23 protein-coding genes are annotated in these 25571 nt (G+C 71.1%); 6 read left to right on the forward strand and 17 right to left on the reverse strand.

The window, feature by feature from the left end; genetic code table 11:
• Window positions 1–5: 5 nt before the first annotated feature.
• Together ASF40_RS19555 and ASF40_RS19560 are read right to left on the reverse strand one after the other, a co-directional pair.
• Window positions 6–419 (reverse strand): type II toxin-antitoxin system VapC family toxin, encoded by a 414-nt coding sequence (locus ASF40_RS19555; RefSeq protein WP_056372279.1) that lies wholly within the window; start codon window positions 417–419, stop codon window positions 6–8.
• On the reverse strand, window positions 416–640 hold the full coding sequence (locus ASF40_RS19560; protein WP_045301358.1) for a FitA-like ribbon-helix-helix domain-containing protein: 225 nt from the start codon (window positions 638–640) through the stop codon (window positions 416–418). Before ASF40_RS19560 ends, ASF40_RS19555 begins: the two co-directional genes overlap by 4 nt.
• A 67-nt stretch (window positions 641–707) precedes the next feature.
• Between ASF40_RS19560 and ASF40_RS19565 the strand changes: the two genes are divergently transcribed.
• Window positions 708–1058 (forward strand): DUF2695 domain-containing protein, encoded by a 351-nt coding sequence (locus tag ASF40_RS19565; protein ID WP_056372281.1) that lies wholly within the window; start codon window positions 708–710, stop codon window positions 1056–1058.
• 8 nt (window positions 1059–1066) lie between these two features.
• Here ASF40_RS19565 and ASF40_RS19570 read toward each other — a convergent pair whose 3' ends face one another.
• The 9 genes from ASF40_RS19570 to ASF40_RS19610 all read right to left on the reverse strand — a co-directional run bounded on the left by ASF40_RS19570 (window position 1067) and on the right by ASF40_RS19610 (window position 13900).
• Window positions 1067–1408 (reverse strand): cupin domain-containing protein, encoded by a 342-nt coding sequence (locus tag ASF40_RS19570; protein WP_235560298.1) that lies wholly within the window; start codon window positions 1406–1408, stop codon window positions 1067–1069.
• Window positions 1405–2835, reverse strand: coding sequence for an NAD(P)/FAD-dependent oxidoreductase (locus ASF40_RS19575; RefSeq protein WP_056372282.1), 1431 nt, complete (start codon window positions 2833–2835; stop codon window positions 1405–1407). Before ASF40_RS19575 ends, ASF40_RS19570 begins: the two co-directional genes overlap by 4 nt.
• Before the next feature lie 112 nt (window positions 2836–2947).
• Window positions 2948–3505 (reverse strand): cysteine hydrolase family protein, encoded by a 558-nt coding sequence (locus ASF40_RS19580; protein WP_056372284.1) that lies wholly within the window; start codon window positions 3503–3505, stop codon window positions 2948–2950.
• Window positions 3506–3533: 28 nt separating this feature from the next.
• Window positions 3534–4460 carry an ABC transporter permease gene (locus ASF40_RS19585; protein WP_327037413.1) on the reverse strand — a complete coding sequence of 309 codons (927 nt, stop codon included), beginning with the start codon at window positions 4458–4460 and terminating at the stop codon, window positions 3534–3536.
• The gene (locus ASF40_RS19590; RefSeq protein ID WP_056372287.1) at window positions 4457–5407 is read right to left on the reverse strand and encodes an ABC transporter permease; all 951 of its coding nucleotides are present in this window, start codon (window positions 5405–5407) and stop codon (window positions 4457–4459) included. Before ASF40_RS19590 ends, ASF40_RS19585 begins: the two co-directional genes overlap by 4 nt.
• Complete coding sequence (locus tag ASF40_RS19595; protein WP_056372289.1) at window positions 5400–6584, reverse strand: polyamine ABC transporter substrate-binding protein; 1185 nt, start codon at window positions 6582–6584, stop codon at window positions 5400–5402. Before ASF40_RS19595 ends, ASF40_RS19590 begins: the two co-directional genes overlap by 8 nt.
• A 110-nt stretch (window positions 6585–6694) precedes the next feature.
• Window positions 6695–7900, reverse strand: a complete 1206-nt coding sequence (locus ASF40_RS19600) for an ABC transporter ATP-binding protein (RefSeq protein ID WP_056372291.1) — start codon at window positions 7898–7900, stop codon at window positions 6695–6697.
• A gap of 308 nt (window positions 7901–8208) precedes the next feature.
• On the reverse strand, window positions 8209–8997 hold the full coding sequence (locus tag ASF40_RS19605; RefSeq protein WP_056372294.1) for a DNA-formamidopyrimidine glycosylase family protein: 789 nt from the start codon (window positions 8995–8997) through the stop codon (window positions 8209–8211).
• Complete coding sequence (locus ASF40_RS19610) at window positions 8990–13900, reverse strand: Lhr family ATP-dependent helicase (protein ID WP_056372296.1); 4911 nt, start codon at window positions 13898–13900, stop codon at window positions 8990–8992. The genes ASF40_RS19605 and ASF40_RS19610 overlap by 8 nt, the downstream gene beginning before the upstream one ends.
• A gap of 111 nt (window positions 13901–14011) precedes the next feature.
• Between ASF40_RS19610 and ASF40_RS19615 the strand changes: the two genes are divergently transcribed.
• Together ASF40_RS19615 and ASF40_RS19620 are read left to right on the forward strand one after the other, a co-directional pair.
• Window positions 14012–14476: a hypothetical protein gene (locus ASF40_RS19615; RefSeq protein ID WP_056372298.1), complete on the forward strand. Its 465-nt coding sequence runs from the start codon at window positions 14012–14014 to the stop codon at window positions 14474–14476.
• Between the two features lie 119 nt (window positions 14477–14595).
• Window positions 14596–15606, forward strand: a complete 1011-nt coding sequence (locus ASF40_RS19620; RefSeq protein WP_157549832.1) for a hypothetical protein — start codon at window positions 14596–14598, stop codon at window positions 15604–15606.
• Window positions 15607–15621: 15 nt separating this feature from the next.
• Here the strand turns inward: ASF40_RS19620 and ASF40_RS19625 are convergent, their stop codons facing one another.
• The 4 genes from ASF40_RS19625 to ASF40_RS19640 all read right to left on the reverse strand — a co-directional run bounded on the left by ASF40_RS19625 (window position 15622) and on the right by ASF40_RS19640 (window position 18828).
• On the reverse strand, window positions 15622–15804 hold the full coding sequence (locus ASF40_RS19625; RefSeq protein WP_056372302.1) for a PspC domain-containing protein: 183 nt from the start codon (window positions 15802–15804) through the stop codon (window positions 15622–15624).
• A 39-nt stretch (window positions 15805–15843) separates the two neighbouring features.
• Window positions 15844–16026, reverse strand: a complete 183-nt coding sequence (locus ASF40_RS19630; RefSeq protein WP_056372304.1) for a PspC domain-containing protein — start codon at window positions 16024–16026, stop codon at window positions 15844–15846.
• A 117-nt stretch (window positions 16027–16143) separates the two neighbouring features.
• Window positions 16144–17892: an ABC-F family ATP-binding cassette domain-containing protein gene (locus tag ASF40_RS19635; RefSeq protein ID WP_056372306.1), complete on the reverse strand. Its 1749-nt coding sequence runs from the start codon at window positions 17890–17892 to the stop codon at window positions 16144–16146.
• Window positions 17893–18156: 264 nt separating this feature from the next.
• A complete protein-coding gene (locus tag ASF40_RS19640) occupies window positions 18157–18828 on the reverse strand; it encodes an alpha/beta hydrolase (RefSeq protein WP_056372307.1) in 672 nt (223 codons plus the stop codon).
• A 91-nt stretch (window positions 18829–18919) separates the two neighbouring features.
• On the opposite strand from ASF40_RS19640, the gene ASF40_RS19645 reads away from it, so the two are divergent.
• The 3 genes from ASF40_RS19645 to ASF40_RS19655 all read left to right on the forward strand — a co-directional run bounded on the left by ASF40_RS19645 (window position 18920) and on the right by ASF40_RS19655 (window position 23282).
• A complete protein-coding gene (locus ASF40_RS19645; protein WP_056372309.1) occupies window positions 18920–19507 on the forward strand; it encodes an NUDIX hydrolase family protein in 588 nt (195 codons plus the stop codon).
• Window positions 19508–19569: 62 nt separating this feature from the next.
• Window positions 19570–21483, forward strand: coding sequence for a M3 family metallopeptidase (locus ASF40_RS19650; RefSeq protein ID WP_056372311.1), 1914 nt, complete (start codon window positions 19570–19572; stop codon window positions 21481–21483).
• Window positions 21484–21698: 215 nt separating this feature from the next.
• The gene (locus ASF40_RS19655; RefSeq protein WP_235560299.1) at window positions 21699–23282 is read left to right on the forward strand and encodes a hypothetical protein; all 1584 of its coding nucleotides are present in this window, start codon (window positions 21699–21701) and stop codon (window positions 23280–23282) included.
• Between the two features lie 280 nt (window positions 23283–23562).
• Here ASF40_RS19655 and ASF40_RS19660 read toward each other — a convergent pair whose 3' ends face one another.
• A complete protein-coding gene (locus ASF40_RS19660) occupies window positions 23563–24633 on the reverse strand; it encodes a threonine aldolase family protein (protein WP_056372313.1) in 1071 nt (356 codons plus the stop codon).
• A 114-nt stretch (window positions 24634–24747) separates the two neighbouring features.
• Window positions 24748–25479: an SDR family NAD(P)-dependent oxidoreductase gene (locus tag ASF40_RS19665; RefSeq protein WP_056372315.1), complete on the reverse strand. Its 732-nt coding sequence runs from the start codon at window positions 25477–25479 to the stop codon at window positions 24748–24750.
• Between the last annotated feature and the right edge of the window lie 92 nt (window positions 25480–25571).

Consider the following 25571-nt stretch of genomic DNA (forward strand, 5'->3'; position numbering starts at 1 on the left):
CGCGTCTACGCGTCCGCGGGCTCCCAGGGGTCGACGAGGTCGATGCCGAGATCCTCGAAGTCCTTCGGGTTGCGCGTCGCAAGCGTCGCACCGTGTGCGGCCGCAATCGCGGCGATCATCCCGTCCTCCACAGACAACGGGCGTCCGGCGATCCGGCGCGCCTCCTGCAGGCGTGCGTAGCTCCGGGCGGCTCGCTCGTCGAATGGCAGCACGCGACTCCCCGAGAGGATCGAGTCGATGGCCGCGATCAGTCGCTCGCGGCGCGCACCCTCCGGAAGCCGCCTGGCTCCGACAAGGAGCTCCGCGACGGAGACCGCGGTGATCGCGGCATCGGTCCGCGACTTCATCCAGGCGACGACAGCGGTGTCAGGCGTCGAGCGCAGCGGTTCGGACAGCACATTCGTGTCGAGGATGATCACGACAGATCGAGCTCGCGGGGGAGGCTGCGCGCGGGTGGTTCGAGGTCGATGGCGAGACTGCTCGCCGCGTCGATCCAATCGACGATCATGCTGCTGGGCGACACCGCGCTCGTCAGGATCGCTCGCGCTTCCGCCTCCATCGACCGGCCGTGCGCGGCGGCTCGCTCCTTCAGGCGCTGCTGAACCTCGTCATCGAGGTTGCGGACGGTGATGGCACCCACGGCTGCTCCCTTCGACTGCTGGCAATGCTAGCACTTCGATGTCGGAGGCCCCAGCCATGCTCTCGCCATGGAAACAGCCATCGATATCCAAGCCGAATCGTTCGTCCGTCAGCTCGCCGCCGCGATCATCGCTGCGCGGGATGGTGAATGCCTGGCGTGCTATCTCGACCGCGTCCTGCGCGACGCCCCCTGCGACGGTTCGCTGCGCCTGGCGCGCACCTACCGCGACGCACTGGCGCCGCGTGCCGTCGCGCTCGAGGGGCGCCTCGAGAGCGGCGGCGGCTTCTGCGACTGCGAGGTGCTGATGAACGTCTACTGGTCGAAGACCGACGAGGTGAGACCCTGCCGCGGCGCGAGGCGCGGGTCCACGAAGCCGTGCGACCTCTGGCTGCGCCGCAGACGCGGGGATCGGTGGTGAGCCCGGAGTCAGCCCGCGATGTAGACCTTGCGGAGCGTCTCGCGCACCGTCCACACCGTGCGCATGCCTGCTGTCAGGCGCGCGATCGACCCCGCTCGGAGCTCGATCGGCTCGAGGGTCGGGTCGTCGAACGCCACGGTGGCCGAGCCGGACAGCACGACGAAGACCTCGTCGGCCTCGACGTCGGTCGACGCGCCCGGCGTGTGCTCCCACACGCCGAGCTCGGTCCCCCCGAACCCGCCGAGTTCGGCGAACCCCGTGGCAGGGGTGCCCTGCACCACCTGGTCGGCGGGCAGCGGCTCGAGGTCGAGCTCGAGGGACGCGGCATCCGTCACGATCGCGGGGTTCACGAGTCGAACCCCAGACCGAGCGCGTCGAGCGTCTTCAGCAGCAGGTTGCGCTTGCCCTTGTTGTGGTCGGCACGGTCCAGAGACCAGCGGGTGGCGTTGATGCCCATGGACGCCGCGGGCTCGGGAGGGAACGGGAGCGGGCGCTTGCGCACCATCTCGAGCTGAGTGCGCTCGTTCTCGACACCGTCGAGCAGGTCGAGCATGACCTCGCCGGCGAAGCGGGTCGATCCGACGCCGAGCCCGGTGAAACCGGCGGCGTACGCGACACGGCGGTCGCGGGCGGTGCCGAAGAACGCCGTGAACTGGGTCGAGGTGTCGATCGCGCCGGCCCACTGGTGCGTGAAGCGCAGCCCTTCGAGCTGCGGGAAGGTGGTGAAGAAATGGCTCGCGAGCTTGGCCCAGGTCTCGGGCCTGTTCTCGTACTCGGGATTCACCTTGCGTCCGTACCGGTAGATCGCGTCGTAGCCGCCGAACAGGATCCTGTTGTCCTTGGTGATCCGGTAGTAGTGGAACTGGTTCGCCATGTCGCCGATGCCCTGGCGGTCCTGCCAGCCGATCGACGTGAGCTGGATGTCGTTCAGCGGCTCCGTCATGAGCACGTAGTCGTACACGGGAACCGTCATGAGCCGGTTGCGCTTGATGAGCGAGGGGAACACGTTGGTGCCGAGCGCGGCCCGAGAGGCCTCCACCCGGCCCTCGGGCGTCGTCACGACCACGCCCGGTCCGCTCGTGTCGAGGCCGGTGACGTGGGAGCGCTCGAAGATCACGACACCGCGTTCCTCGCAGACCCGGGCGAGCTCGGCGGCCATACGCGCGGGATGGACCATGCCGCACGCGTTCTTCTCCCACACCGCAGCGAGGTACGTGGGGGAGTGGACGGATGCCTGGGCCTCGGTCCGGTCGAGATAGACCACGCCCTCTTCGCCCTCGGCCGCCCACTCCTTCAGCCACTCCACCTGGTGCGGCTCGATCGCGGGAGCGAGCTGCCCGGTGCGCTCGAACTGGAAGTCCATGCCGAAGCGGGCCTCGGAGGCCTCGATCGCATCGAGATTCTCGTGCCCGAGCCGGTCGAGCGTGGTCATCTCCTTCGGCCAGCGGGCCATGCCGTTCTCGTCGCCGTGGGTGAGGCTGGCCTCGCAGAAGCCGCCGTTGCGGCCCGACGCCGCCCAGCCGACGCGCTGCGCCTCGACGACCACGACCTTCGCGTCGGGGTCGCGCTCGGTGGCGAGGAGCGCCGTCCACAGCCCCGTGTATCCGCCACCCACGACGACGAGGTCGGCATGGTGCGTGCCGACGAGCGCGGGCCTGTCGGGAAGGAGGCTGTCGGGAAGGTCGTCGCGCCAGAACACCGAGTGCTTCGTGTCGGCGAGGGAATGCCGGACGACGGATGCTGCCGGCCGCTGTCGTTCGAAGACGGTCGTGCCCACGGTTATCAACTCCGATGCGGTGTGTGGTGCTCCCATCCTCACGCGTCTGCCGGGTCGATGCGGGGCTTGCGTGTCGGAAGTTGTCCGGCGGGTCGGACAGGTTGTCGCGGCCTCAGCCGGAGACGAGCTCGCCCACGAGCGCATCGACGTCGGCGACGCGGGCATACGTGCCGTCGAGCGCCGCCATGAAGGCGAGGTGCACCTGGGCGCCCGGCACCGTGCGGCCGTCGTAGGCGAGGTCGGGAGCGGCGCACGCGTCCTGCGCGACGGCGATGGTGAAGCCGAGGTCGGACGCCGCCCGCACGGTGGCGTCCACGCACATGCTCGACATCATGCCCGCGACGACGATCTCGTCGGCGTCTGCTGCGCGCAGCAGCGACTCGAGCCCCGTGCCGAGGAACGCGTTCGGCTCGTGCTTGACGATGACGTGCTCCTCGCCGTCGGGTGCGACCCGCGGATCGAACTCCACCCCGGGGGTTGCGGGGGCGAAGAACGCGGCATCCGGTGCGTCCCACACGTGCTGGACGTGCACGACCCGCTCGCCCGACGTGCGGAAACCGGCGAGCAGTCGCGCGGCGGCATCGGCGGCGGAGTCCGGGTCGACGAGCGGGTGCCGCCCGCCGGGGAAGTAGTCGCGCTGGATGTCGATGAGGAGCAGGAGTCGGGTCACCGCAACAGCATAGGGTCGCACAAACGCATCAGCCGCCCGTCATCGTCCGCGCGATCTGCGTCGCGGAGTCGCCCGCGCGCTTGAGCACGAGCGCGACGAGGGCCAGCGCGACGAGCGTCAGCAGGAGCATGATCGTCGACACCGCCGCGATCTCGGGACGCAGCCCGGTCCGCAGTGCGCTGAGCACGTACACGGGCCACGGCGTCGTGCCCGACACCTGCACGAAGGCCGCCACGATCGTGTTGTCGAGACTCAGCGTGAACGCCAGCAGGAAGCCGGCGAGCACCGCGGGCATCGCGAGCGCGAGGGTGATCCGGCGGAACGTCGTGAGGGGCGTGGCGTAGAGATCGGCGGATGCCTCCTCCAGCTGCGCGTCCTGACCCACCAGCCGCGCACGCACGATGTACGACACGACCGCGGTCGCGAACAGCGACGAGCCGACCGACAGGCGCACGATGCCGTCGTTGAACATCGACAGGCCGAGGTCCTGACCGAGGAAGACCATGAAGGGGAGGAGCGCCACAGCGTCGACGATCTCGGGCGTGACCGACACCAGCAGAAGGAGCCCCAGGAACCACCACACCCACTTGCCGGGGTGCCGCGCCATCGCGATCCCGGCCAGGGTGCCGAGGACCGTCGCGATGATCGCCGCGATCAGCGCCGTGATGAGCGATACCCGCACGGCGTTCTGAATCGCCGGCTTGACCAGGATGGAGGTGAAGGCGTCGAAGCCGAACCCGTCCCACACCGCCAGCAGGCGGCCGGTGTTGAACGAGTGCACGACGATCACGATGATCGGCAGGAACAGGAACAGCATGACGATCAGGCCCCAGACGCCGAAGGCGACGTCCGACCACGACCTGCGGGGGCGCCGGCGCGGCGCGGCGCCCGGGCGCGCCGCCCGCGTCTCTGCCTGAAGGATCGTCTCGGTCTCGGTCTCGGTCTGCGTGGTCACGTCGTGGCCTCCAGGATCGCGGCGGGGGCAGCATCCGTCTTCGCGTTCTCGGGAACCGGCCCGAGAACCAGCCGGTTGCGAGAGCGGAACGGCAGCGCGACGAGCCAGATGATCACGGCGCACACCCCGATCGCCACCATGATCAAGAGCATGAGGAGCACCGCCATCGCCGATCCCAGCGCCCAGTTCTGCGCGGTCTGGAACTGTCCGGCGACGAGCTGACCCACCATGTTGCCCTTGGCGCCGCCCAGCACCGTGGCGGTGATGTAGTCGCCCATCAGCGGGATGAAGACCAGCAGCACGCCCGCGATGATGCCCGGCTGCGACAGCGGCAGCGTGACGCGGAAGAAGGTCACGATCTTGCCGGCGCCGAGGTCCTTCGATGCCTCGCGCAGTGCCGGCCCGACGCGGTCGAATGCGACGAACAGCGGAAGGACCATCAGCGGCAGGTAGTTGTAGACCACGCCGATGATCACGGCCGCGCGCGTGTAGAGCAGCTCGAGCGGGCCGTCGAGCACGCCGATGCCCTGAAGCACGGTCGACAGCCACCCCTCGGGAGCGAGGATCACCTGCCAGCCGATCGTCCGGACGAGGAAGTTGGTCCAGAACGGCACGAGGACGAGCGCGATCAGGATGCCGCGGCGCTGAGGTTTGACCTTGAAGGCCATCCAGTACGCGACCGGCGCCCCGATCGCGAAACAGAGCACCGTGCCGATGATCCCCACCCACAGGGTGTTCTGGAAGGTCGCCAAGAAGGTCGGCGAGATGGCCTCGACGTACCGGTCGAACGAAAGGACGTCGTTGGCGTGGGTGCCGAACACGCCGGGCTTGTAGCCGAAGCTGAACCACACGACCATGGCGACCGGCGCGACGAAGAAGAGGAGCAGCCACGCCCAGGCGGGGACCGCGAGCGCGGGCCCCACCGCACCGGTGGCGCGATTACGCACCGGCGGCAGCCTTCACCTCGTTGTAGATCTCGACCCGAGTGCTCAGCGAGTCGTTGAGCACCTGCTCGTGCATGCTCTCGAGCTGCTCGGGCGTGAAGAAGATCATGTCGAGACGCTCGACTTCGGCCTCCTCGGCCGCGCCCTGCATGTCCTTGCCGCCGACGTTGTAGCCGACCCACTCGAGGTTCAGCAGCTGGTTCTCCGGGATCATCGCGAAGTCGATGAAGGCGTGGGCGGCCTCAGGGTGGGCCGCCCCGGTCGCGATCGCCCAGTTGTCCATCCACAGCTCGGTCTGCGGGCCGGGCAGCACCCACTGCCAGCGGTCGGGGTCGGACGACTCCTGGATGCCGAGCCGCGCGTCGCCGTTCCAGGCCATGAGCAGGGCGTGTGTGCCCTGCGGAATCGTGTTGGCGCCGGCGGCGGAGTCGAACGCCGCGACGTGGGGGGCGATCTTCTCGACGAGGAAGGCGCGTGCCGCCTCGAGCTCGTCGGGGTCGTCGGTGTTCCAGTCCAGGTCGTTGGCCCAGAAGTACGATCCGACGACGCCGGCGGGATCGTCGGACATGGCGGTCTTCCCGCTCGCCTCGTTCTGCGCGGCATCGAAGTAGTCGGCCCACGTCGTCAGCTCGCGGGTGATCACGGTCTTGTCGTAGACGTAGCCCGTCGTCCCCCACGCCTTGCAGATCGAGTAGTCGTTGTTCGGATCCCACGCGCGGCCGAGGAAGGCCGGGTCCATGTTCGAGAGGTTGGGGAGCAGGTCCTTGTTGAGCTTCTGGAGCAGCCCCTGCTCGATCATCTGCGGGATGAAGACGCCCGTGGGCACGACGATGTCGTAGCCCGACGTGCCCTTCGCCGCGACGAGCTTGGCGATGAGTTCCTCGTTGGATCCATACGAGTCGAGCGTGACCTTCGGTCCGAGATCGGCGGTGAACGCCTCGACGACCTCGGGTGCGTCGTACTCCGCCCACGTGTACACCGACAGGCTGTCCTCGAGGGCCCCGCCGGTCGCCTGAGGGGCGGGCGCTCCGCCGCCGCCGGGGGTGCAGGCCGCCAGCACCGTTGCGCCGCCGGCGAGCGCGGCGAGACTCAGGAAGCGCCGGCGGGACAGCTCGCGGGCGATCAGAGGCGCCGCACCCTCGGGGGCGAGGATGCGAAGCGGCGTACGAGGCTGGGTCATCGGGTACTCCTGGAGTCGGGTCGGGAGCCGAGACGGATGCTGCGGCTGCGGGCGTGCGGCGGGCGTGCAGGTCGTGCGGAGGAGCGTCGGGTGCGGGTCGAGTCGTCGGGTCAGGCGGTCGGCGGTGCGACGTAGCCGCCCTGCTGCGCCGCGTCTTCGTCGGCGGCGGGGAACAGCAGCACGTGATGCGCCGCCCACGTGCAGAGGACCGGGTCCCCGATCGCGAGGGGCGGGGCGTCCGGCGTCGGCCGCCGCACGATGAGGCTCTGGTCGGCGCCGAGCCGCACCAGGTACTGCATCGTGTCGCCGAGGTGCGACACCCCGATCAGCTCGCCGCGGGCCGTGTTCGGGTCCGGAGAGCTCTGGCCGGCGGTCGCTGAGTCCGCCGACGGCGCCTTCTCGATGCGGATGAACTCGGGCCGCACCGCGGCCTCGCCGAGGTTCGTGGTCGTGAGCACGGGTGACGCGGCCCGCACCAGCGCGTGCGGAGAGGTGATCGCCGCCCCGGCCTCCGCGGCCGGTCCGCGGAAGAAGTTCTGCTGCCCGACGAATGCGGCGACATACGCCGAAGCCGGTCGCGCGTAGACGGTGTCGGCGTCGGCGAGCTGCTCGATGCGGCCGGCGCGCATGATCGCGATGCGATCGCTCATCGACAGGGCTTCGCCCTGGTCGTGCGTGACGAAGACGAACGTGATGCCCAGGCGGGACTGCAGCAGCTTCAGCTCGAGCTGCATCTCCTCGCGCAGCTGGCGGTCCAGCGCCCCGAGCGGCTCGTCGAGCAGGAGCACCGCAGGCCGGTTCACCAGGGCGCGGGCCAGCGCGATGCGCTGCTGCTGTCCGCCTGACAGCTGCGTCGGCTTGCGGTCGCCGTACTGCCGCATCTGCACCATGTCGAGGGCCTGGGTGACGCGATCGCGCACCTCCGCCTTCGGCGTGCGCCGCTGCTGCAGCCCGTAGGCGACGTTCTCCGCGACCGACAGGTGCGGAAAGAGTGCGTAGGCCTGGAAGACCGTGTTGACGTCGCGCCTGTACGGCGGCGCGGCGAGCACCGAGCGGCCGGAGATGCGGATGTCACCGGCATCGGGGTGTTCGAACCCCGCGATCATCCGCAGTGTGGTGGTCTTGCCGCAGCCCGAGGGCCCGAGCAGCGAGATGAACTCGCCGGGCTGGATCTCGAGTGACAGGTCGTCGACCGCGAGCTGCTCGCCGTAGTACTTCGTGATTCCCGACAGGGTGACGGCCCCGCGTGCGCCGTCGCCGTCGGGGGGAACCTGCTCCGCCGAAGCCTGCGCTGCGGTCGCCGTGCCTGTGGACATCGTCACCTCGTGAGGGTCCTTCTGGTGCGGGCCGCGCGACGATGCACGGCCTATCGGGTGTGGAGGTATTCAATATGGCGACGTAGGCGCCCGCAACGGAGCCGCGGCCGAACCGGACGATCCGGGCCGGTGCCGCCGCCCAGTGGGACAGATCGTCCGGGCTTGTGTGACGGTCAGGAAACCGCGGCGTTTCCGCGGTGGCACGACGTGGGGGAAACGGATGCCTCGCCCCCGTGCGACACTTCGTCCGCCGGGGATCGTGATCAAACCGTGCGGGAACCGGGGTTCAGGTGGGTTGGCACCGAGACTCAGCGCTGGCAGGTCGGGCACCAGAACACGATGCGCTCGCGCGTCGGATCCGCCCCGAGGCTGCCGCCCAGGATGAGAGTGCCGCATCGGCGGCACGGGCGCCCTTCTCGCCGATACACCCACGTCGATCGGCCGGCGCGCGCGTCACCCGTGAAGGTGCGTCCCGAACGGTTGCGGTTCGCGCGGATCATGCGGGCTCCGAGGTCCACGATGGCCGCAGCATCCGTCTCATTCGCGGGCGTCGTGGGCAGGACGCCGCGCACGAACAGGATCTCGTTCGCATACTCGTTGCCGAAGCCCGCGATGTTGCGCTGGTCCTGCACGGCGACATGCACCGCGCGGGTGTCGGCGGCAAGGCGGCGGACGGCCTCCTCGTGATCCCACGAGTCGGACAGCGGATCGGGGCCCAGATAGCCGACGAGATCGTCTTCGTCGCTGGTCGGGACGAGCTTGATGTCGGCGAGGTCGAATCCGACGGTCTCCCACTCGACGCCGTCGGGCGCCGTCGCCCCGATGATCGCCCGCGCGCGGAAGGCCGGGGCGTGCCAGCGTTCGCCGCGCCGGTAGACATGCCATTCGCCCTCCATCTTGAGGTGCGTGTGGAGCGTCCAGGACCCGATGCGGTGGAGCAGGTGCTTGCCGCGCGAGACGACCTCGTGCACCACCTCGCCGCGCAGGTCCGCGGTGGCCAGCTGCGGGACCCGCAGCTCGAAACGCGTCACCGTCGCCCCTGCGAGCGCTGCGTCGAGCCGCCGAGCAGCGCGGTAGACGGTGTCACCTTCAGGCACGTGCGCCTGCCCTGTCCTCCGGTCCCTGAGCCTGTCGAAGGGCGTCGCCCGCGGTGAGGCGGCGCAGCGTGAGACCGCGCGGCGACTCCACGAAGCCGGCATCGCGAAGCGTCCTGCCCACAGAGGTGCCGTAGACGAACGCGCCGTTCACCTGCTCGATCGTGAGGGTGTCGAGGCGCCGTGCGCGAGCGGTCGCCGCGAGGTCGCGCGTGGCGGCGGCCAGCGCCGCTTCGTCGTCCGTGAAGGCGAGGGCCGACTTGCCGCCCCGCTCGAGGTAGAGCGTGAGCGCGCCGTCGACCAGTACGACCAGGGCGCCCGCCTTGCGACCGGGGCGGTGCGAGACGCCCTCCAGGGCCGGCCACGCGAGCGCGGCCCCGTAGGGGTTCGCGGGATCGGTCGCCGCCAGCGTGACCGCCCGCAGCGGTGGCGGGTCGGAGAGTCCGGCGAACTCGCGCAGCCGGTCGACGGTGGCCGAGGCCGCGAACTGCGCGGCGCCCAGCTTCTCGATCACGTAGCCGCGGCGGCAGTGGCCCGCTTCCTCGAAGCCCGCCAGCACGCGATAGGTCTGGGCGAACCCGCCGGGCACGCCCTCCGACTGCACCGCGCCGCGCGTCACCACACCGTACCGGTCGAGCAGCTGGCTCGCCGTCGCGGTCGCCCGCAAGGCGGCGTCGGGTTCGGCCGCCGGAAGCAGCGACCACCGGCCGCCGATCGCCGGTGGACGAGCGGGGACGGATGCTGCCACCGCTCGCACCGCCGCACCCCGGTAGAGCCGCGCCCGCGGTGTGCGGCGGCTCACCCGATGGGCCTGCGAGCCGCCGGACACGAGCGCCCGGACCGGCGCGAAGGTGTCGTTGGTCACGAGGCCCGCCCATGTCAGACGCCACAGCGCGTCGACGACGGACTGCTCGTTCTCGGCGCCGGTGGTCTGCCGCAGCTGCGCGGCGAAGTACGCCCCCCCGCCGCCGAGCGCCGCGAGCAGCTGCGCGTCGAGAGAGCCCGGTGCGACCTCTTCGGCCTCATCCGGGAGTGCCAGCGTGAGCGGCACCGCGTCAGCGGGGTGCAGGGCGATCCAGCCGTCGCGGCCGGGGAGACTGCCGTGGCCCGACCACACCACTTCGCCGGTGGCCGTGAGCTCGTCGAGCATGCCGGACGTGTAGTCCGCGACACGGGCGGGGAGCACCAGCGACTCCCACGCGCTCGCGGGGATCGGCACGCCCGCGAGCTGCTCGACGACCGCGGCGACGCCGTCGATCCCCTCGAGCGGCCGCGTCACGTGCTGCCACACCGGGAGGAACCGGGCGTACGCATGCTGCGGCACCGGCTCGACGCTGCCGCGGATCGCCGCGAGCGAGCGCATGCGGAGGCGGCGGAGCACCTCGGTGTCGCACCACTCCGTCTCATCCGCGCGCGTCGCCCCCGACGCTCCCGAGCCCGTCGAAGGGGCGGGAAGGAAGAAGCCGCTGGTGACGCGTCCCTGCGACTCGAGGCGTTGCAGCGTCAGCCGGGCGACGGCCACGCCGATGCCGAGGCGGTCGGCCGCGGCATCCGCCGGGAAGGGTGCGTGGGTGCGCGCGTACCGCGCCACCAGGTCGCCGAGGGGATCGGCCACAGGTTCGAGGAACGCGGTCGGGATGCCGACAGGCAGCGCCGCGCCGAGGGCATCGCGCAGTCGCCCCGCGTCTTCGATCGCGGCGATACGCGTGATGCCGGCGATGGTCACCGGGATCGCGCGCCGCGCCGAGACGAGGGCGTCGAGGAGAGCGGATGCCTCGGCCTCGGTCGCGTGGTCGAGGTTGCCCGTCGGGTCGGGGCGTTTCGTCTCGCTCGTTCCTCGCTCGCTCGACGAGCGGGGGGCGGTGTCCGGGTCGAGGCGCTCCGCCACCTCCGACGCGTCGAGCGGGCCGAGGAGGCGGAGCAGATCGGCAACGCCCTCGAGCCCCCGCGCGCGGCGCTCGGGGTCGAGGCGCTGAGCCTCGCGCTCGAATTGCGCGATCACGTCAGGGTCGAGCAGCTCCCGCATCTCGACCTTGCCGAGCAGCTCGGAGAGGAGAGCGGGGTCGACGGCGAGCGCCGCGGCGCGGCGCTCGGCGAGCGGCGAGTCGCCCTCGTACATGAACGCGCCGACGTAGCCGAAGAGGAGGTCGCGCGCGAACGGCGAGGGCTGCGCGGGTTCGGTCTCGATGAGCCGGATGCGCCGCTCGCCGATCCCGCGCATGAGACGCAGCAGCGACGGCACGTCGTAGACGTCCTGCAGGACCTCGCGGAGCGTCTCGAGGATGATCGGGAAGGTCGGATAGCGCCGCGCGACCTCGAGGAGCTGCGCCGATCGCTGCCGCTGCTGCCACAGCGGCGTGCGCTTGCCGGGGTTGCGGCGCGGCATCAGGAGCGCGCGCGCTGCGCACTCGCGAAACCGGGAGGCGAACAGCGCTGAGCCGCCGACCTCCTCGGTGACGATCTGGTCGAGCTCGTCGGGATCGAAGACGAAGAGGTCCGCGCCCGGCGGCTCGGCCGCAGCATCCGGAATCCGCGCGATGATCCCGTCGTCGCTCGCCACCGCCGATCCGTCGACTCCGAGTCGCTCACGGATGCGGGCGTTCACCGCGAGGGCCCACGGCGCGTGCACCTGCATGCCGTACGGCGAGTGCAGGATCACGCGCCAGTCGCCGACCTCGTCCCTGCCGCGCTCGACAGTGAGCTGACGGTCGGTCGGCAGCGTGCCGGTGGCCTCGCGCTGCTCGGCCAGGTACGCCAGCAGGTTGTCTTGCGCGAACTCGTCGAGGCCCGCCTCGCGCAGCCGCGACTCGGCCTTGGCAGGCGCCGCCGCCGACACCTCGCGCGAGAACCTGCCGAGCGCCTCGCCGAGCTCGGCCGGACGGCCGATGCCGTCGCCGTGCCAGAACGGCACCTTGCCGGGCTGCCCGAACGCGGGCAGCACGTTGACGCGATCGTGGGTGATCTCGACGATGCGCCAGCTCGTGGTGCCCAGGGTGAAGACGTCGTTGACGCGCGACTCGTAGACCATCTCCTCGTCGAGTTCGCCGACCCGCGCGTTCTGGGATTCGCCCGCGATGAAGACGCCGAAGAGGCCGCGGTCGGGGATCGTGCCGCCGCTCGTCACGGCGATGTGCTGTGCCCCCGGGCGACCGGTCAGCACGCCGAGGTCGCGGTCCCAGATGACGCGGGGACGCAGCTCGGCGAACTCGTCGGACGGGAACCTGCCGGCGATGAGGTCGAGCGTCGCCTCATAGGCGGAGCGGGGGAGGGAACGGAAGGGCGCACTGCGCTTGAGCGTCTCGTACCAGCCCTCGACGTCGACGGGACCGATCGCGGCGGCGGCCACCGTCTGCTGGGCGAGGATGTCGAGCGGGTTCTGGGGGATCGCGATCGCCTCGATCTGACCCGCGAGCATGCGCTCGGTGACGATCGCGGTGTGCAGCACGTCGCCGCGGTGCTTCGGGAAGAGGGCGGCGCGGCTCACCTCGCCGACCTGGTGACCGGCGCGGCCGATGCGCTGGAGTCCCGAAGCCGCACTCGGCGGTGCCTCGACCTGGATCACGAGGTCGACCGCCCCCATGTCGATGCCGAGCTCGAGACTCGAGGTCGCGACCACGCAGCGCAGGATGCCGGACTTCAGCTCTTCCTCGACCTGCGCCCGCTGCTCCTTCGAGACCGATCCATGGTGCGCCTTCGCGAGGACGGGATCTGCCCCCGCCGTCGCACCGGCCTGCGCCATCATCGCGGCGGGCACCGCCGGATCCGGCAGGTCGAGTCCGAGGCGTTCGGAGTAGATCTCGTTCAGCCGGCCGGTCAGCCGTTCGGCGAGGCGACGGGAGTTGCAGAACACGATGGTCGAGCGGTGCAGCAGGATGCGATCGACGATCGCCTCCTCGACGTGCGGCCAGACCGACCCCGTCATCTCCGTCTCGCCGGCTCCGGAGGCTCGCGGTGGCGCGCTCGAGGACTGTCCGTCGGCGAACCAGTCCTCGTCGATGGGCTCGTCATCGAGGTCGTCCGTCGGTCCAGGGCGTTTCGACTCGCTCGTTCTTCGCTCGCTCAACGACCGGGGGTCAGGCTCGTCGGAGGTGAACGGGCTCGGCGGCGGAGGCGGGTTCAGCATGTCGCCGATGGGCACGACGACCTTCATGTCGAAGGCCTTGCTCGCGCGCGGCGCCACGATCTCGACGGGCTCCGCACCGCCGAGGAACCGCGCCACCTCGTCGATCGGACGCACGGTCGCCGACAAGCCGATGCGCTGCGCGGGCGGAGCATCTGGTGCGAACGAGCGTCGCAGCGCATCGAGACGCTCCATGCTCACCGCCAGGTGCGCTCCGCGCTTCGTGGCCGCGACAGCGTGCACCTCGTCGACGATCACGGTGTGGACGTCGCGCAGCGTCTCGCCCGCGCGGCTCGTGAGCATGAGGTACAGCGACTCGGGGGTCGTGATGAGGATGTCGGGCGGCGCCTGCACGAGCTTGCGCCGGTCGCCCGCGGGGGTGTCGCCCGACCGCACGCCGACGGTGACATCGGGGACGCTGAGGCCGAGGCGCCGTGCCGATTGCCCGATCCCGACGAGCGGCGACCGGAGGTTGCGCTCGACGTCGACGCCGAGCGCCTTGAGAGGGGAGATGTAGAGGATCCGCGTGGCGGGGGCCGTAGCATCCCGTCGCTTCTTCTTGCCCTCGGGTGCCGGCGACGCCGGGGCCTTGTCGTGGAAGACGCGGTCGATCGCCCACAGGAAGGCCGACAGCGTCTTGCCCGAACCGGTCGGCGCGACGACGAGCGCATGCTTGCCGGCGGAGATCGCCTCCCACGCGCCCTTCTGGGCGTCGGTCGGAGCATGGAAGGCGCCGCGGAACCAGTCCTGCGTGGCAGGACCGAATCGCTCGAGGACGTCGCCCATCACTCCATCTTCGTCGTGATCGCCGACATCGGGCCAGGTTCCGTCCAGGACCGTCGCGTAGGCTCCCTCCGTGCGTGCACCCCCGGCACGCGCTCACCGCCGAGGACCGTGATGGAACCGATGCCCTCGAGCGAGCCCACGGCCCCGGCTCCGCTCACCCGCCGCACCGACCCGGCACTCGCCGACCGGTCGTGGATGCGCTCACGGCGCGTGCAGACGTTCGGGCTCGGCGCGCTCTGCGGTGCGCTGGGGCTCTCGCTGCTGGTGGTCGTCACCACGATCCTCGGAGCATCGCAGAACCAGGCGCCGCTGGTGCCCGCCGACCCGGCGCCCGTCTCGGAGCCGCGGCCCTCGGCATCCATCCCCGCCACGCCGTCGCCGTCCTCCACGCCGACGACCGGGCCGGCGGAGGAGACGGATGCCGCCACCGAGCCGGAAGCACCCGCCGAGCAGCCGGTGGTCGCGGTCCCTGCGCCGGCGCCCGAGCCCACCCAGACCCAGCCTCCGGCCGACGAGTCCACGGACAGCCCCGGCAACAGCGACAACGCCCCGGGCCGCCAGAAGAAGCAGCCCTGACCGCCCCGCCGCCGGGCAGACCTGCGGTTCAGGGTCCGTATCCGAATCGTTGCGGGACGCGCGAGGGGAGGCCCGCACACTGTCGATAGAGTCGCTGCACCCCCCCCGATGGAGACGACGTGCGACGACCAATTTCCCTCGCCCTCGCTGCGCTGGTCGCCTTCGGCGCGCTCACCGCGTGCACACCGCAGGCCGAGCCCGAGGCGGCTTCGACGCCGACCCCGAAGGCACCCACCCCCACGCCCACCCCCACTGTCGAGGCGCTGCTCGTCGGCCCTGGGGACAAGCCGCCAACGTTGTTCGGCGAGGACTGCGGCTCCGCGCTATCACCGGAGGATGTGCGCAGAGTCACCGGCGCTGAACTCTCCCTCGCAAGTTCTGACAGCGCGGGACAGGTGGGCAACGTTGGTGGACTCGCCTGCAGCTGGGAGGCAGAGGGCACCGCGGTGCGGATCGAGATCCTCCCACGCGCAGGGCTGGGCGACGCTCAGTTCCCCGTCGATCAGGCGGCCTACTACTTCGACGATTGCGTCGCGGAGTGGGTGTGCTCCGGCCGCACCGAGACGGTTGAGCTCTGGCTGAGCGCATCGTTCCAGTACTTCCCTGGGACGGATCGCGCGCAGATCGACGCGTGGACGTCGGACCTGGCCGGGGTCGTCTTCGCAAACGCTGCGGCGACAGAATCCCGCCCCTGGACACGCGATCGAACCGGTTGGTGGGGCGATCTCGACTGCGAGGCGCTGGCGGGCGTCATGTCTCGCGAGCTCGGCGCGGAGCTGACGGGCGCGAAGGGCGGATACATCGATCCCCCGCTGCCCGGGGTCCTGCTGGCAGCCGAAGCGTCGAAGTGGTCGAACTGCTACCTGCAAGACGAAACTCGAGCGCTGGAGATCTCCTCGTCTTCCGGCGGAGCGTGGGCTCTGCCGAGCAGCCCCGACGACGAGGCTTTTGAAACCGGGGTCCCCGGGATCACCGCGTGGATCGATTCGGGATTCTGGTCGACGACCGCTGCGGGGTACACGATGACCGACGGGGTCAACATGCTCTCGGCATACGTCCCGACGGATGCGCCGTGGTCTGCGGAGGACGCGGTCCGCGCGCTTGCTCGTGCTGTGGCCGACTGGCAGTGAGAGGCGGACGCGAACTCAGCGCTCGTCGGGCATGAGGATCCAGAACAGCAGGTACATCAGGATCGAGACGCCGAAGAACACGGTCGAGCCGATCCAGAGCACACGCACAGGCACCACGCTGCAGCCGAAGCGGTCGGCGATGCCCTGGCAGACTCCCGCGATCATGCGCCCTTTCAGCGGGCGGACCAGGCGATGCATGCGTTCATCATGGCCTCACGCGCCCGACCGCACCAGGGGTCAGCGGTCGGAGGGGACCACGATCCACAGCAGGATGTAGATCCACAGCGACAGGCCGAAGAAGACGACCGCGATCAGGGTGAGGATGCGCACGAGGGTGACGTTCCACCCGAAGCGGTTTGCGATGGCGGCGCAGACGCCGGCGATCCATCGGCCCTGCTGAGGTCTGACGAGTGCGTTCATGGCTCCATCCTGCTCGCGTCGGTGAGTGCCCGCACGGGTGCGAGCCCCCGGCTTCGCGCGGGGCCGGGCCGCGGCATCCGTCTCCCCTTCCGGAGAGAGGGATGCCGCGACCCGGCGTCAGCGCTCGGTCAGCGTGCCGTCGCGGTCCAGCTCGAGGACGAGGCTCACGCCGAGGCGTTCGAGGAACGCGTCGTCGTGGCTCACGATGAGCACCGCGCCGCGGTAGGCCGCGATCGCGTCGACGAGCTGGTCGACCGTGTCGAGGTCGAGGTTGTTCGTCGGCTCGTCGAACACCAGCAGCTGCGGCGGCGGGTCGGCGAGCATGAGCCGCGCGAGCGCGACCCGGAACCGCTCGCCGCCCGACAGCGTCCCCACCGGGCGTTCCACCGCAGCCCCTCGGATGAGGAACCGCGCGAGCCGGTTGCGCAGCTCCACGATCGTGACGCTCGGCGCGGACGGGGCGACGTTGTCGAGCACGGATGCCGCGTCGTCGAGCCCGTCCACACGCTGCGGCAGGTACCCGACACGGTCGGTGTGCAGCTCGGCGCGCGCCGTTTGCAGGACCGTCGGGGACCGGCCGGCGGTCGAGCCCGGATCCTCGGGCCCCTGTCCTTCGTCGTCCGTGGGTGGTCCTGCGAACGGTTCGGGGTCGGTGTCGGAGCCGACCAGCTTCTCGAGCAGAGTCGTCTTGCCGGCGCCGTTCGGGCCGATCAGCGCGACCCGCTCGGGTCCCTGGATGATCCACGAGCGCTCGCCGTCGCCGAGGGTGGCGATGCGGCGCCCGGCCGGAACACCCGGGTCGGGCAGGTCGATCTTCACGATGTCGTCGTCGCGCACGCGGCGCTCCGCGGTATCGAGGGCTTCCCGAGCGGATGCCTCGCGGTCGGCCTTCTCGCCGCGCAGCTTGCCCGCCGAGACCTGAGCCGCCCGCTTGAGGTTGCCCGCGACGATCGGCGGCACCCGCTTCTCGAGCTGCGCCTTCTGTCCCATCGCGGCTCGGCGCGAGATGGTGGTCTCGGCCTCGATGCGCTGGCGCTTCTCGCGCTTCAACGCCTGGCGGGCGGCACGCTCGGCGTCGCGCGCGGCGCCCTGCTCGGCATCCAGCCACGCGCGCCACTCGGAGTAGGGCCCGCCGAAGGTCGACAGCTCGTTCGCGTACAGCTCGGCGGTGTCGTCCATCAGGTCGAGCAGGGCCGTGTCGTGGCTCACCACGACGAGGGCACCGCGCCACGAGCGCACCATGTCGTGCAGGCGTGCCCGCGCCTCGCGGTCGAGGTTGTTGGTGGGCTCGTCGAGCAGCGCGATGGTCCCCACGCCCCCTCCACGCGGCGCTGGCGCGCCGCGCGGAGCCTCCGGGCGCGTGGGCCCAGCTCCGCCCAGCAGGCGGATGCCGGCGATCGCGGTGAGCACCGCCTCGCCGCCCGACAACTGCCCGACGCTGCGGTCGAGCATGTCGGGGACCAGACCGGCTTCGGCGAGGGCCGCGTGTGCGCGCGCCTCGATGTCCCAGTCGGAGCCGACCGCGTCGAAGTGACGCGGGTCGGCGTCGCCGGACTCGATGGCGCGCAGCGCCCGGAGCGTGTCGCCCACGCCGAGCAGGTCGGCGACGGGCCGGTCGACGTCGAGCGTCAGGCGCTGCGGAAGGTACGCAGCATCCGTCGCCCCAGCGATGTGACCGCCCGAGGGCGTGAGCTCGCCGGCGATGAGCCGCATGAGCGTGGACTTGCCGGAGCCGTTCCGGCCGACGAGACCGGTGCGGCCGGTGCCGAACGATCCGGAGACATCCGTGAGCGCGGCGGAGCCGTCGGGCCAGGCGAACGAGACCCGGTCGAGGACGATGGCAGGGGTGAGGGTGTGAGCGGGCATGAGGCCTCCTGTGTCAGACGTGCGCTGACACCGAGGGGCCGCAGGACCGGCGTCCGGGCATGCCGGAGCGGGATGAGGAAGCGGCGGATCGACGGCAGCGCGAAGTGGTTCAAGCGCTGGCGCGTCGAGAGTCGACGGAGCAGCGCGATTACAGCGCGGTCGCGTCGATCAGCTTCAAGGGAGTTCCTCACGGAGGGGACAAGGCCGTCAGCCACCATAGCCGACATCCCTGGACAGGGCCAGGGCTTCGGCTCGCAGGCTCGCTCAACCACCTGGGGTTGTCGTGAGCTCCTCGAGCTGCTTGTCGAGGAAGATGCGCACGTCGTCGAGCTCCTGCTCGGAGACGCTGTGCGTGAGGCCCGGGTACACGCGGCCGCTCAGGTCGACGCGTTCGGGCAGCCACTGCGTGGTGTGCTCGACGAGAAAGCCGGGGATGACGTCGTCGTTGGTGCCCCGGCCCCAGAACACCGGGGGCTTCCGCTCGGCGAGCTCGGCATCCTTCGCCAGCTCCCCGGGAGTCACGTAGCCCGACAGGTTCACGGCGAACGCGAACCGCTGAGGGTCGAGACGCATCGCCTGCAGCGACACCGCGCCGCCTTGCGAGAAACCGAGAAGGCCGACGGATGCTGCGCCCGCCGCGTGCGCATCGACCCAGGCGATGACGGCCTCTGCCGCGCGCGTGACGTGCGAGGGATCGCGGCCGTCGAGGCCGTCGATCGGGTACCAGGAGCGACCGGGCGCCGGCCACGGCGGAACCAGGGGGGCAGCGAGGCTCGCGACCACGAAGGCGTCGGGAAGGTAGCCGCGCAGGGGATAGAGGTCGTGCTCGTCGGCACCGTAGCCGTGCAGGAGCAGGAGGAGGTGGCGTCCTGCGAGGGCCGACCGCTCGGTCGACCACAGCACGGCGTCGGCGTCGAGGACGAGCGCTTCCGGCATGCCCTCATCCTGACATGCGGCGCCGACACGGCCGAGGCCCGAACGGGTGCGGTCCTCGTCGCGGGTGGGTCGCGCGGGGTATACAAGAGGCATGTCCGTGCGCACTCCCGACCCCGAACCTGCGGGCGACGAGCCGTTCGGCCCGCCGGCCGGCAATGTCTCGAACCCCGCGTGGCTGAGCGACATCGAGCTCGAAGAGGCTCGTCGACGGCTGCCCATGCTCTACGTCGAGGGCGTTCCGGTGCGCACCGACGGCATGGGGCAGGTCACACAAGTCGGCATCCTGCTGCGGGCGACCCCCATCGGGGAGATCTCGCGCACCATCGTGTCGGGTCGCGTGCGCTACGGCGAGACCGTCCGCGACGCGCTGTTCCGGCACCTCGAGAACGACCTCGGACCGATGGCCTTCCCGATGCTGCCGCCGCAGCCGACGCCCTTCACCGTCGCCGAGTACTTCCCGCTCCCGGGCGTCAGCGCCTACCACGACGACCGGCAGCACGCGGTGTCGCTCGCGTTCGTCGTCCCCGTCACCGGCACGTGCGAGCCGCGTCAGGACGCGCTCGAGGTGACCTGGCTGACACCGGAGGAGGCGGCATCCGATGCCCTCTCCGCCGAGATGGAGGGCGGACGCGGCACCCTCGTGCGCATGGCGCTCGCGAGCGTGGGCGCCCTGCGCTGACGCTCGCGCCCGCCCGGATCCCGCCCTCGCGCGGTGTCGCCGCCCGCGCATAGGCTCACAGGGTGACTCTCGCACCCCTGCCCTTCCCGTCCGACGCCGCCGGCTGGGCGGCCTTCGCGACCGAGCGTCCTGCCGAGCGCATCGCCCGCGTGCATGAGATCGACGCACGCCTGACCTCCGACGCGGAGCTGACGACCGCGGCACGCCTCGACCTCTGGAACGACGCCGACATCGCCCTCGCCGAGGCGCTCAGCGAGGCCTACGTCGTGAGCGAGGCGCACCCCGACGCCGAGGTGCGCGAGACCGCGGAGTCGCAGGTGCAGGCGGTCGAGTCGCTGTCGGCGGGGCGCCTTCTGAACCGCGATCTGTGGAACTCGTTCGCGGATGCCTCGACCGACGGTCTCGACGAAGACCAGGCGCGCCTGCTCACGCACCTGCTGCGCGACTTCCGCCGCGGTGGCGTCGAACTGGACGAAGCCGACCGCGAGCGTGCCCGGCAGCTGGCCGACCGCGACACCGAGCTGTCGCTGGCGTTCTCGCGCAACATCCGCGACGGCCGCCGCGAGATCACCGTCCCGGCCGAGGGCCTCGCCGGAATGCCGCAGGACTTCATCGACGCCCACCCTGCCGACGCGCAGGGACGCGTGACGCTGTCGACCGACTACCCCGACCTCATGCCGGTCCGCGACTACGCGCACGACCGTGCGACCCGCGTCGCGCTGGTGAGCGCCTACAACGACCTCGCGTGGCCCGAGAACGACGCGATCCTCGCCGAGCTGCTCGACGTGCGCGCCGAGCGCGCCCGCCTCCTCGGCTACCCGGACTGGGCCGACTACGAGACCGAGACCCGCATGATCGGGTCCGGGGCCGAGATCCCGGCATTCCTCTCGCGGCTCGACGACGCATCACGGGCGGCGACCGATGCCGAGTACCCGATCCTGCTGGAACGCCTGCGCCGCGACATCCCCGCTGCCGACGTCGTGTCGATCGCCGACTTCTGGTACCTGCTCGGGGCGATCAAGCGCGAGCAGTACGACGTCGACGCACAGCTCGTGCGGTCGTACTTCCCGTTCGAGCGCGTCGTCGCGGGTGTGCTCGACGTCACCGGACGCCTGCTCGATGTCGAGTACGTGCCCGTGGACGTGCCGGCGTGGCACAGCGACGTGCAGTCGTTCGATGTGATGCGGGGCGCCGATCGCCTCGGGCGCATCCACCTCGACCTGCATCCGCGCGAGGGCAAGTTCAGCCATGCCGCGTGCTTCCCGCTCGCGCCGGGCGTCTCCGGACGCGTGCTTGCGGAGGCGGCGCTGCTGTGCAACTTCTCACGCGGACTGCTCGAGCACGACGAGGTCGTGACGTTCTTCCACGAGTTCGGGCATCTCGTGCACGACATCCTGGGCGGCCGGCAGCGCTTCGCCCGCTTCAGCGGTGTCGCGACCGAGTGGGACTTCGTCGAGGCACCGAGCCAGCTCCTCGAGGAGTGGGCGTGGGACGCCGAGGTCCTGGCCTCGTTCAGCGCGAACGCCGACGGCGAGCCGATCCCGGCCGATCTCGTCGAGCGCATGCGCACCGCCGACGCCTTCGGCCGCGCGCTCGAGGTGCGCCGCCAGCTGGGGCACGCCAATGTGTCGTACCACCTGCACGTCGACCGGCCCGCCGACCTGCAGGCCGAGACGGAGCGGCTGTACGCGGCATCCAGTCCCGTCCAGCCGCTGAGCGGACTCCATTCGTACGCCGGCTTCGGGCACCTCACGGGGTACGGCGCCTGCTACTACACGTACCAGTGGAGCCTGGTGATCGCGCGCGACCTGCTGAGCGGCTTCGGCGCGGGACTGATGGACCCGGAAGCCGCACGTCGCTACCGCACGGAGGTGCTGGAACGGGGCGGATCGCGGGACGCGCGAGACCTCGTCGAAGCGTTCCTGGGGCGCCCGTCGTCGTTCGACGCGTACCGCGAGTGGCTCGCCGGCGAGTGACGTTTCTCGCGCACAGCGCGGCGTTGTAGGGTTCACCTACCCCCGAAGCGCAGTCACCCGCGACACACCCCCCGGTGTCGTCGAGGACGGTGCGGCCACCGCTGCCCGCGCGCGCGGCGATCCGTTCGCCGGCGCGTCGAGCCCGGTACCGCACGCCTCCGCCGCGAGCACTCGCCGAAGCTGCACCAACCTCGCCACAGAAAGCGGAGATACCGATGTCCGACCACGCCCAGAGTGCCGCAAACACGGGTCAGGACGACCCGACCCCGTTCGACAACCTGATCGGCGACACGGCGACCACCGCGTTCGGATCGGGCTTCACGACGACCTTCCGCGGCTACGACAAGGAAGAGGTCGACGCCGCCATCGCCGGGCTCGACGCGCGCATGCGCGCCGCCAGCGACGAGGTCGCGCAGCTCAAGCAGCACCAGCGCCGCGCCGGTGCCGCTGTAGCGCAGAGCCGCGCCAAGGCCGAGCGGCTCGAGGCCGAGCTCCAGGCGGCGAACGAGCGCCGCCAGGCCGAGATCGATGCCGCGATCGCCGAACGTCAGGCCGAGATCGACGCCACCCTCGTCGCTCGGCAGGAAGAGGTCGAGCGCCTCGAAGCCGCGCTCGCCGAAGCCGAGCAGACGCGCCAGGCCGACCTCGAGCGCGTCGCGGCCGAGGCATCGGCCGCCCGCGAGGAAGAGGGCGACGCCGTCCAGCGGCTGCGGGGCGAGCTCGAACTCGCGAACGCGAAGATCGCCGACGCCGAGCAGCGCGTGCAGACCCTGAGCGACGAGCTCGTCGGCGCGACCACGGAGTCGCCCAACCGTCAGCAGTTCGAAGAGGTGCTGCGCGTCGCCGAGGACCAGGCGAGCCTGCTCATCCGCAACGCCACGATCCAGGGCGACCGCCTGCTCGAGGCCGCGCGCGAAGAGATCGCGAACCGCCGCGCATCCGCGCAGGCCGAGGCCGACGGCATCGTCTCGCAGGCCCAGCACGACGCGCAGCAGATCCGGCTGAAGATCGACACCGAGCTCACTGCGCACGAGGCGCGCCTCGAGCGCGAAGCCGCGCACGCGGTCGAGAAGGTGTCGCAGGCCGAGCGCGAGGCCGCCGCGATCCGCTCCGAGGCCGAGAAGGGCGCGGCCGTGCTGCGCTCGACCGTGGCGCGCGAGACCGCCCGCGACCGCGCGGAGGCCGAGGAGACGGTGCGCGAGCTGCGTCTGCGCGCCCTCGAGTTCGAGGCATCCCTCACCCGCCGCCAGGACGACGCGCACCAGGAGTTCCTCGTGCTGCACAACCAGGCGGTCGCCCACGCCGAGCGCATCACGCAGGACGCCAACGAGCAGGTCACCGCATCGCTCGAGCACGCCCAGCGCGTGTCGGTGAAGGCCGAGGACTTCGAGCGCCTCATGCGGGCCCAGTCGCAGCAGATCGAGGCCGACGCGCAGCTGCGCGCGCGCGAGCACCTCGACCGCGCCCACGTGAAGGCCGAGCGCATCATCGACCTCGTGACGACCCACTCGCAGTCCGTGCTCCGCGACGCCGAGGACCGCACGCGTCAGCTGCGCTGGCAGCAGCACCAGCTCATGAGCTTCATGGCCGAGGTCAAGGAGCTCATCCGCCCCGAGACCCCCCTCACGTCAGCCGAAGACGCTGCCGCGAGCGACGACATCGAGACAGACGACACGGATGCTGCCGCTGCTGTGGACGTCGAAGCCGAGGTCGCCGAGGCCGAGGCCGGCGAGGCCGGCGGGCAGTCTGAGGACGCGCAGGCCGAGGACGAGCACGGCCGCGAGCAGCACGAAGGCTGACCCCTTCTCCCCGCTCGTTGAGCGAAGCGCGCTCTGGCGCGCGAAGTCGAAACGCCTCGAACCCGCGGCTTGCGCCGGGTTCGAGGCGTTTCGTCTCTGCGTCTCGACGCGCAAGCTCGCTCGACCGCGTTCCTCGCTCGCTGAGGCGACCGAGGATGCCCGGGTGTGCGGCATCCGTCCCACGGCTTCAACAGGTCAACCGCGGTTCTGCAGGAGCGTCCTACGGCGCATTCTCCTGCAGAAGCCCGGTTGACCTGTTGAGCGGCGTCGGCGCGCGGAGTCAGGCGGCCGAGGTCTCGCGGGCGATCGCCGCGAGGAAGGCGTCGATGTCGTTCTCGGAGGTGTCGAAGCTGCACATCCAGCGCACCTCGTTCTTCGCGGCATCCCAGTCGTAGAAGCGGAAGTGGGCGCGCAGGCGCTCCGCCACACCCTCGGGCAGGGTCGCGAAGACGCCGTTCGCCTGCGTCGGCTGCGTGAACTCGATGCCCGAGATCGAGCCGTCGGCGAGCCCCGCCTCGATGCCGGCGCGCAGGCGCTGCGCCATGGCGTTGGAGTGCGAGGCGTTGCGGTGCCACAGGTCGCCCTCGAGGAGGGCGAGCAGCTGCGCCGACACGAAGCGCATCTTCGACGCGAGCTGCATGTCGAGCTTGCGGAGGAACTTGAGCCCTTCCGACGCCGACGGGTTGAGCACGACCACGGCCTCGCCGAGCATCGCGCCGTTCTTGGTGCCGCCGAAGCTCAGCACGTCGACGCCCGCGTCGCGCGTGAACGCGCGGAACGGCACGTCGAGGGATGCCGCGGCGTTGGAGATGCGCGAGCCGTCCATGTGCACGTGCATGCCGAGGCCGTGCGCGTGGTCCGCGATCGCGGTGATCTCGTCGACCGTGTACAGCGTGCCGAGCTCGGTCGACTGCGTGATCGACACCACCAGCGGCTGCGCACGGTGCTCGTCGCCCCAGCCCCACGCCTCCCTGTCGATGAGCTCGGGGGTGAGCTTGCCGTCGTCGGTCGGCACCGTCAGGAGCTTGATGCCGGCCACGCGCTCGGGGGCGCCGCCCTCGTCGACGTTGATGTGCGCCGTCCCGGCCGTGACCACCGCGCCCCAGCGGGGGAGCATCGACTGCAGCCCGACGACGTTCGCACCGGTGCCGTTGAACACCGGGTACGCCTCGACGCCCTCGCCGAAGTGGCGGGCCATCACCTGCCGCAGACGCTCGGTGTAGACGTCGTCGCCATACGCGACCTGGTGGCCGTCGTTGGCAGCGGCGATCGCCGCGAGCACCTCGGGGTGGATGCCGGAGTAGTTGTCGCTGGCGAAGCCGCGCAGGTTCGGGTCGTGGATCGTGGTCACGGGTGTCCAATCTAGTTCGCGGCGGCGCATGACTCAGGCTGCGGGAGGCGTCAACCGGGTGCCGCCCTCGGGATTCCGGCGCCGAGGTCGCTGTGCGACCGCGAATTGCCTGAGTCATGCACCGCCGAGGTCGATGATGGTGTCGTTGATGTCGGCGGCATCGGCGAGCCAGAGGTCGGCGAACCGGTGCGCGAGCGCCTCTTCGAGTCCGTCGAGGCTCTTCACACGGAAGATGACGGATGCCGCGGCCACCGGCCTGCCGGCATCCCGGGCGTCTTTCGCGAAGCCCTGCGCGACCGCGCGCGCCCACGCCTCGGTCGCGGCCTTCACCGCGGCGTAGTTCGCGGCGCCGGCGAGCGGACGCGCCACCGCCGTGGACGACACCACTGCGAGGCGACCGGCCCCGGAGGCGCGCAGATCGCCGTCGAAGGCCCGGCTGACGTGGCGCAGGGCCGTGAGGGAGCCCTCCAGGAAGCGGAAGTCGGCGTCGGTCTGGCCCGCGAGCCCGCCTCCGCCGCGCCAGCCTCCGACGAGGTGCAGCACGCCGTCGACGGGTCCGTCCGTCGCGTGGATGCGCTCTGCGAGCGCAGCGACCGCGGTCTCGTCGCCCAGGTCGCAGACGTCGGTGCGCACGCTTCCGGCCGCGGCGGCGAGGGGTGAAGCGGGAGCCCCGCGCCGAGAGGACGTGGGGACCGTCTCGAGCGAATCGAGGAGATCGCGCAGCCGGCCGGCGTCGCGCCCGACGGCGACCACGCGCGCACCCGCGTCGCGGAGCACGCGCGCGGCCGCGAGGCCCGACGCGCTGGTCGCGCCGGCGATGATCACGAGCCTGCCTGAGACGCTCATGCTCCCCCTCCTTCCGTCGATGGCGTGCGTTTCCGTCGAGTTCACATGATCTCGCCGAACGCACACGCTGTGGCCGCACCTGGCGTGTGTTC

The sequence above is a fragment of the Microbacterium sp. Leaf288 genome, from assembly GCF_001422925.1.
Taxonomy (GTDB): Bacteria; Actinomycetota; Actinomycetes; order Actinomycetales; family Microbacteriaceae; genus Microbacterium.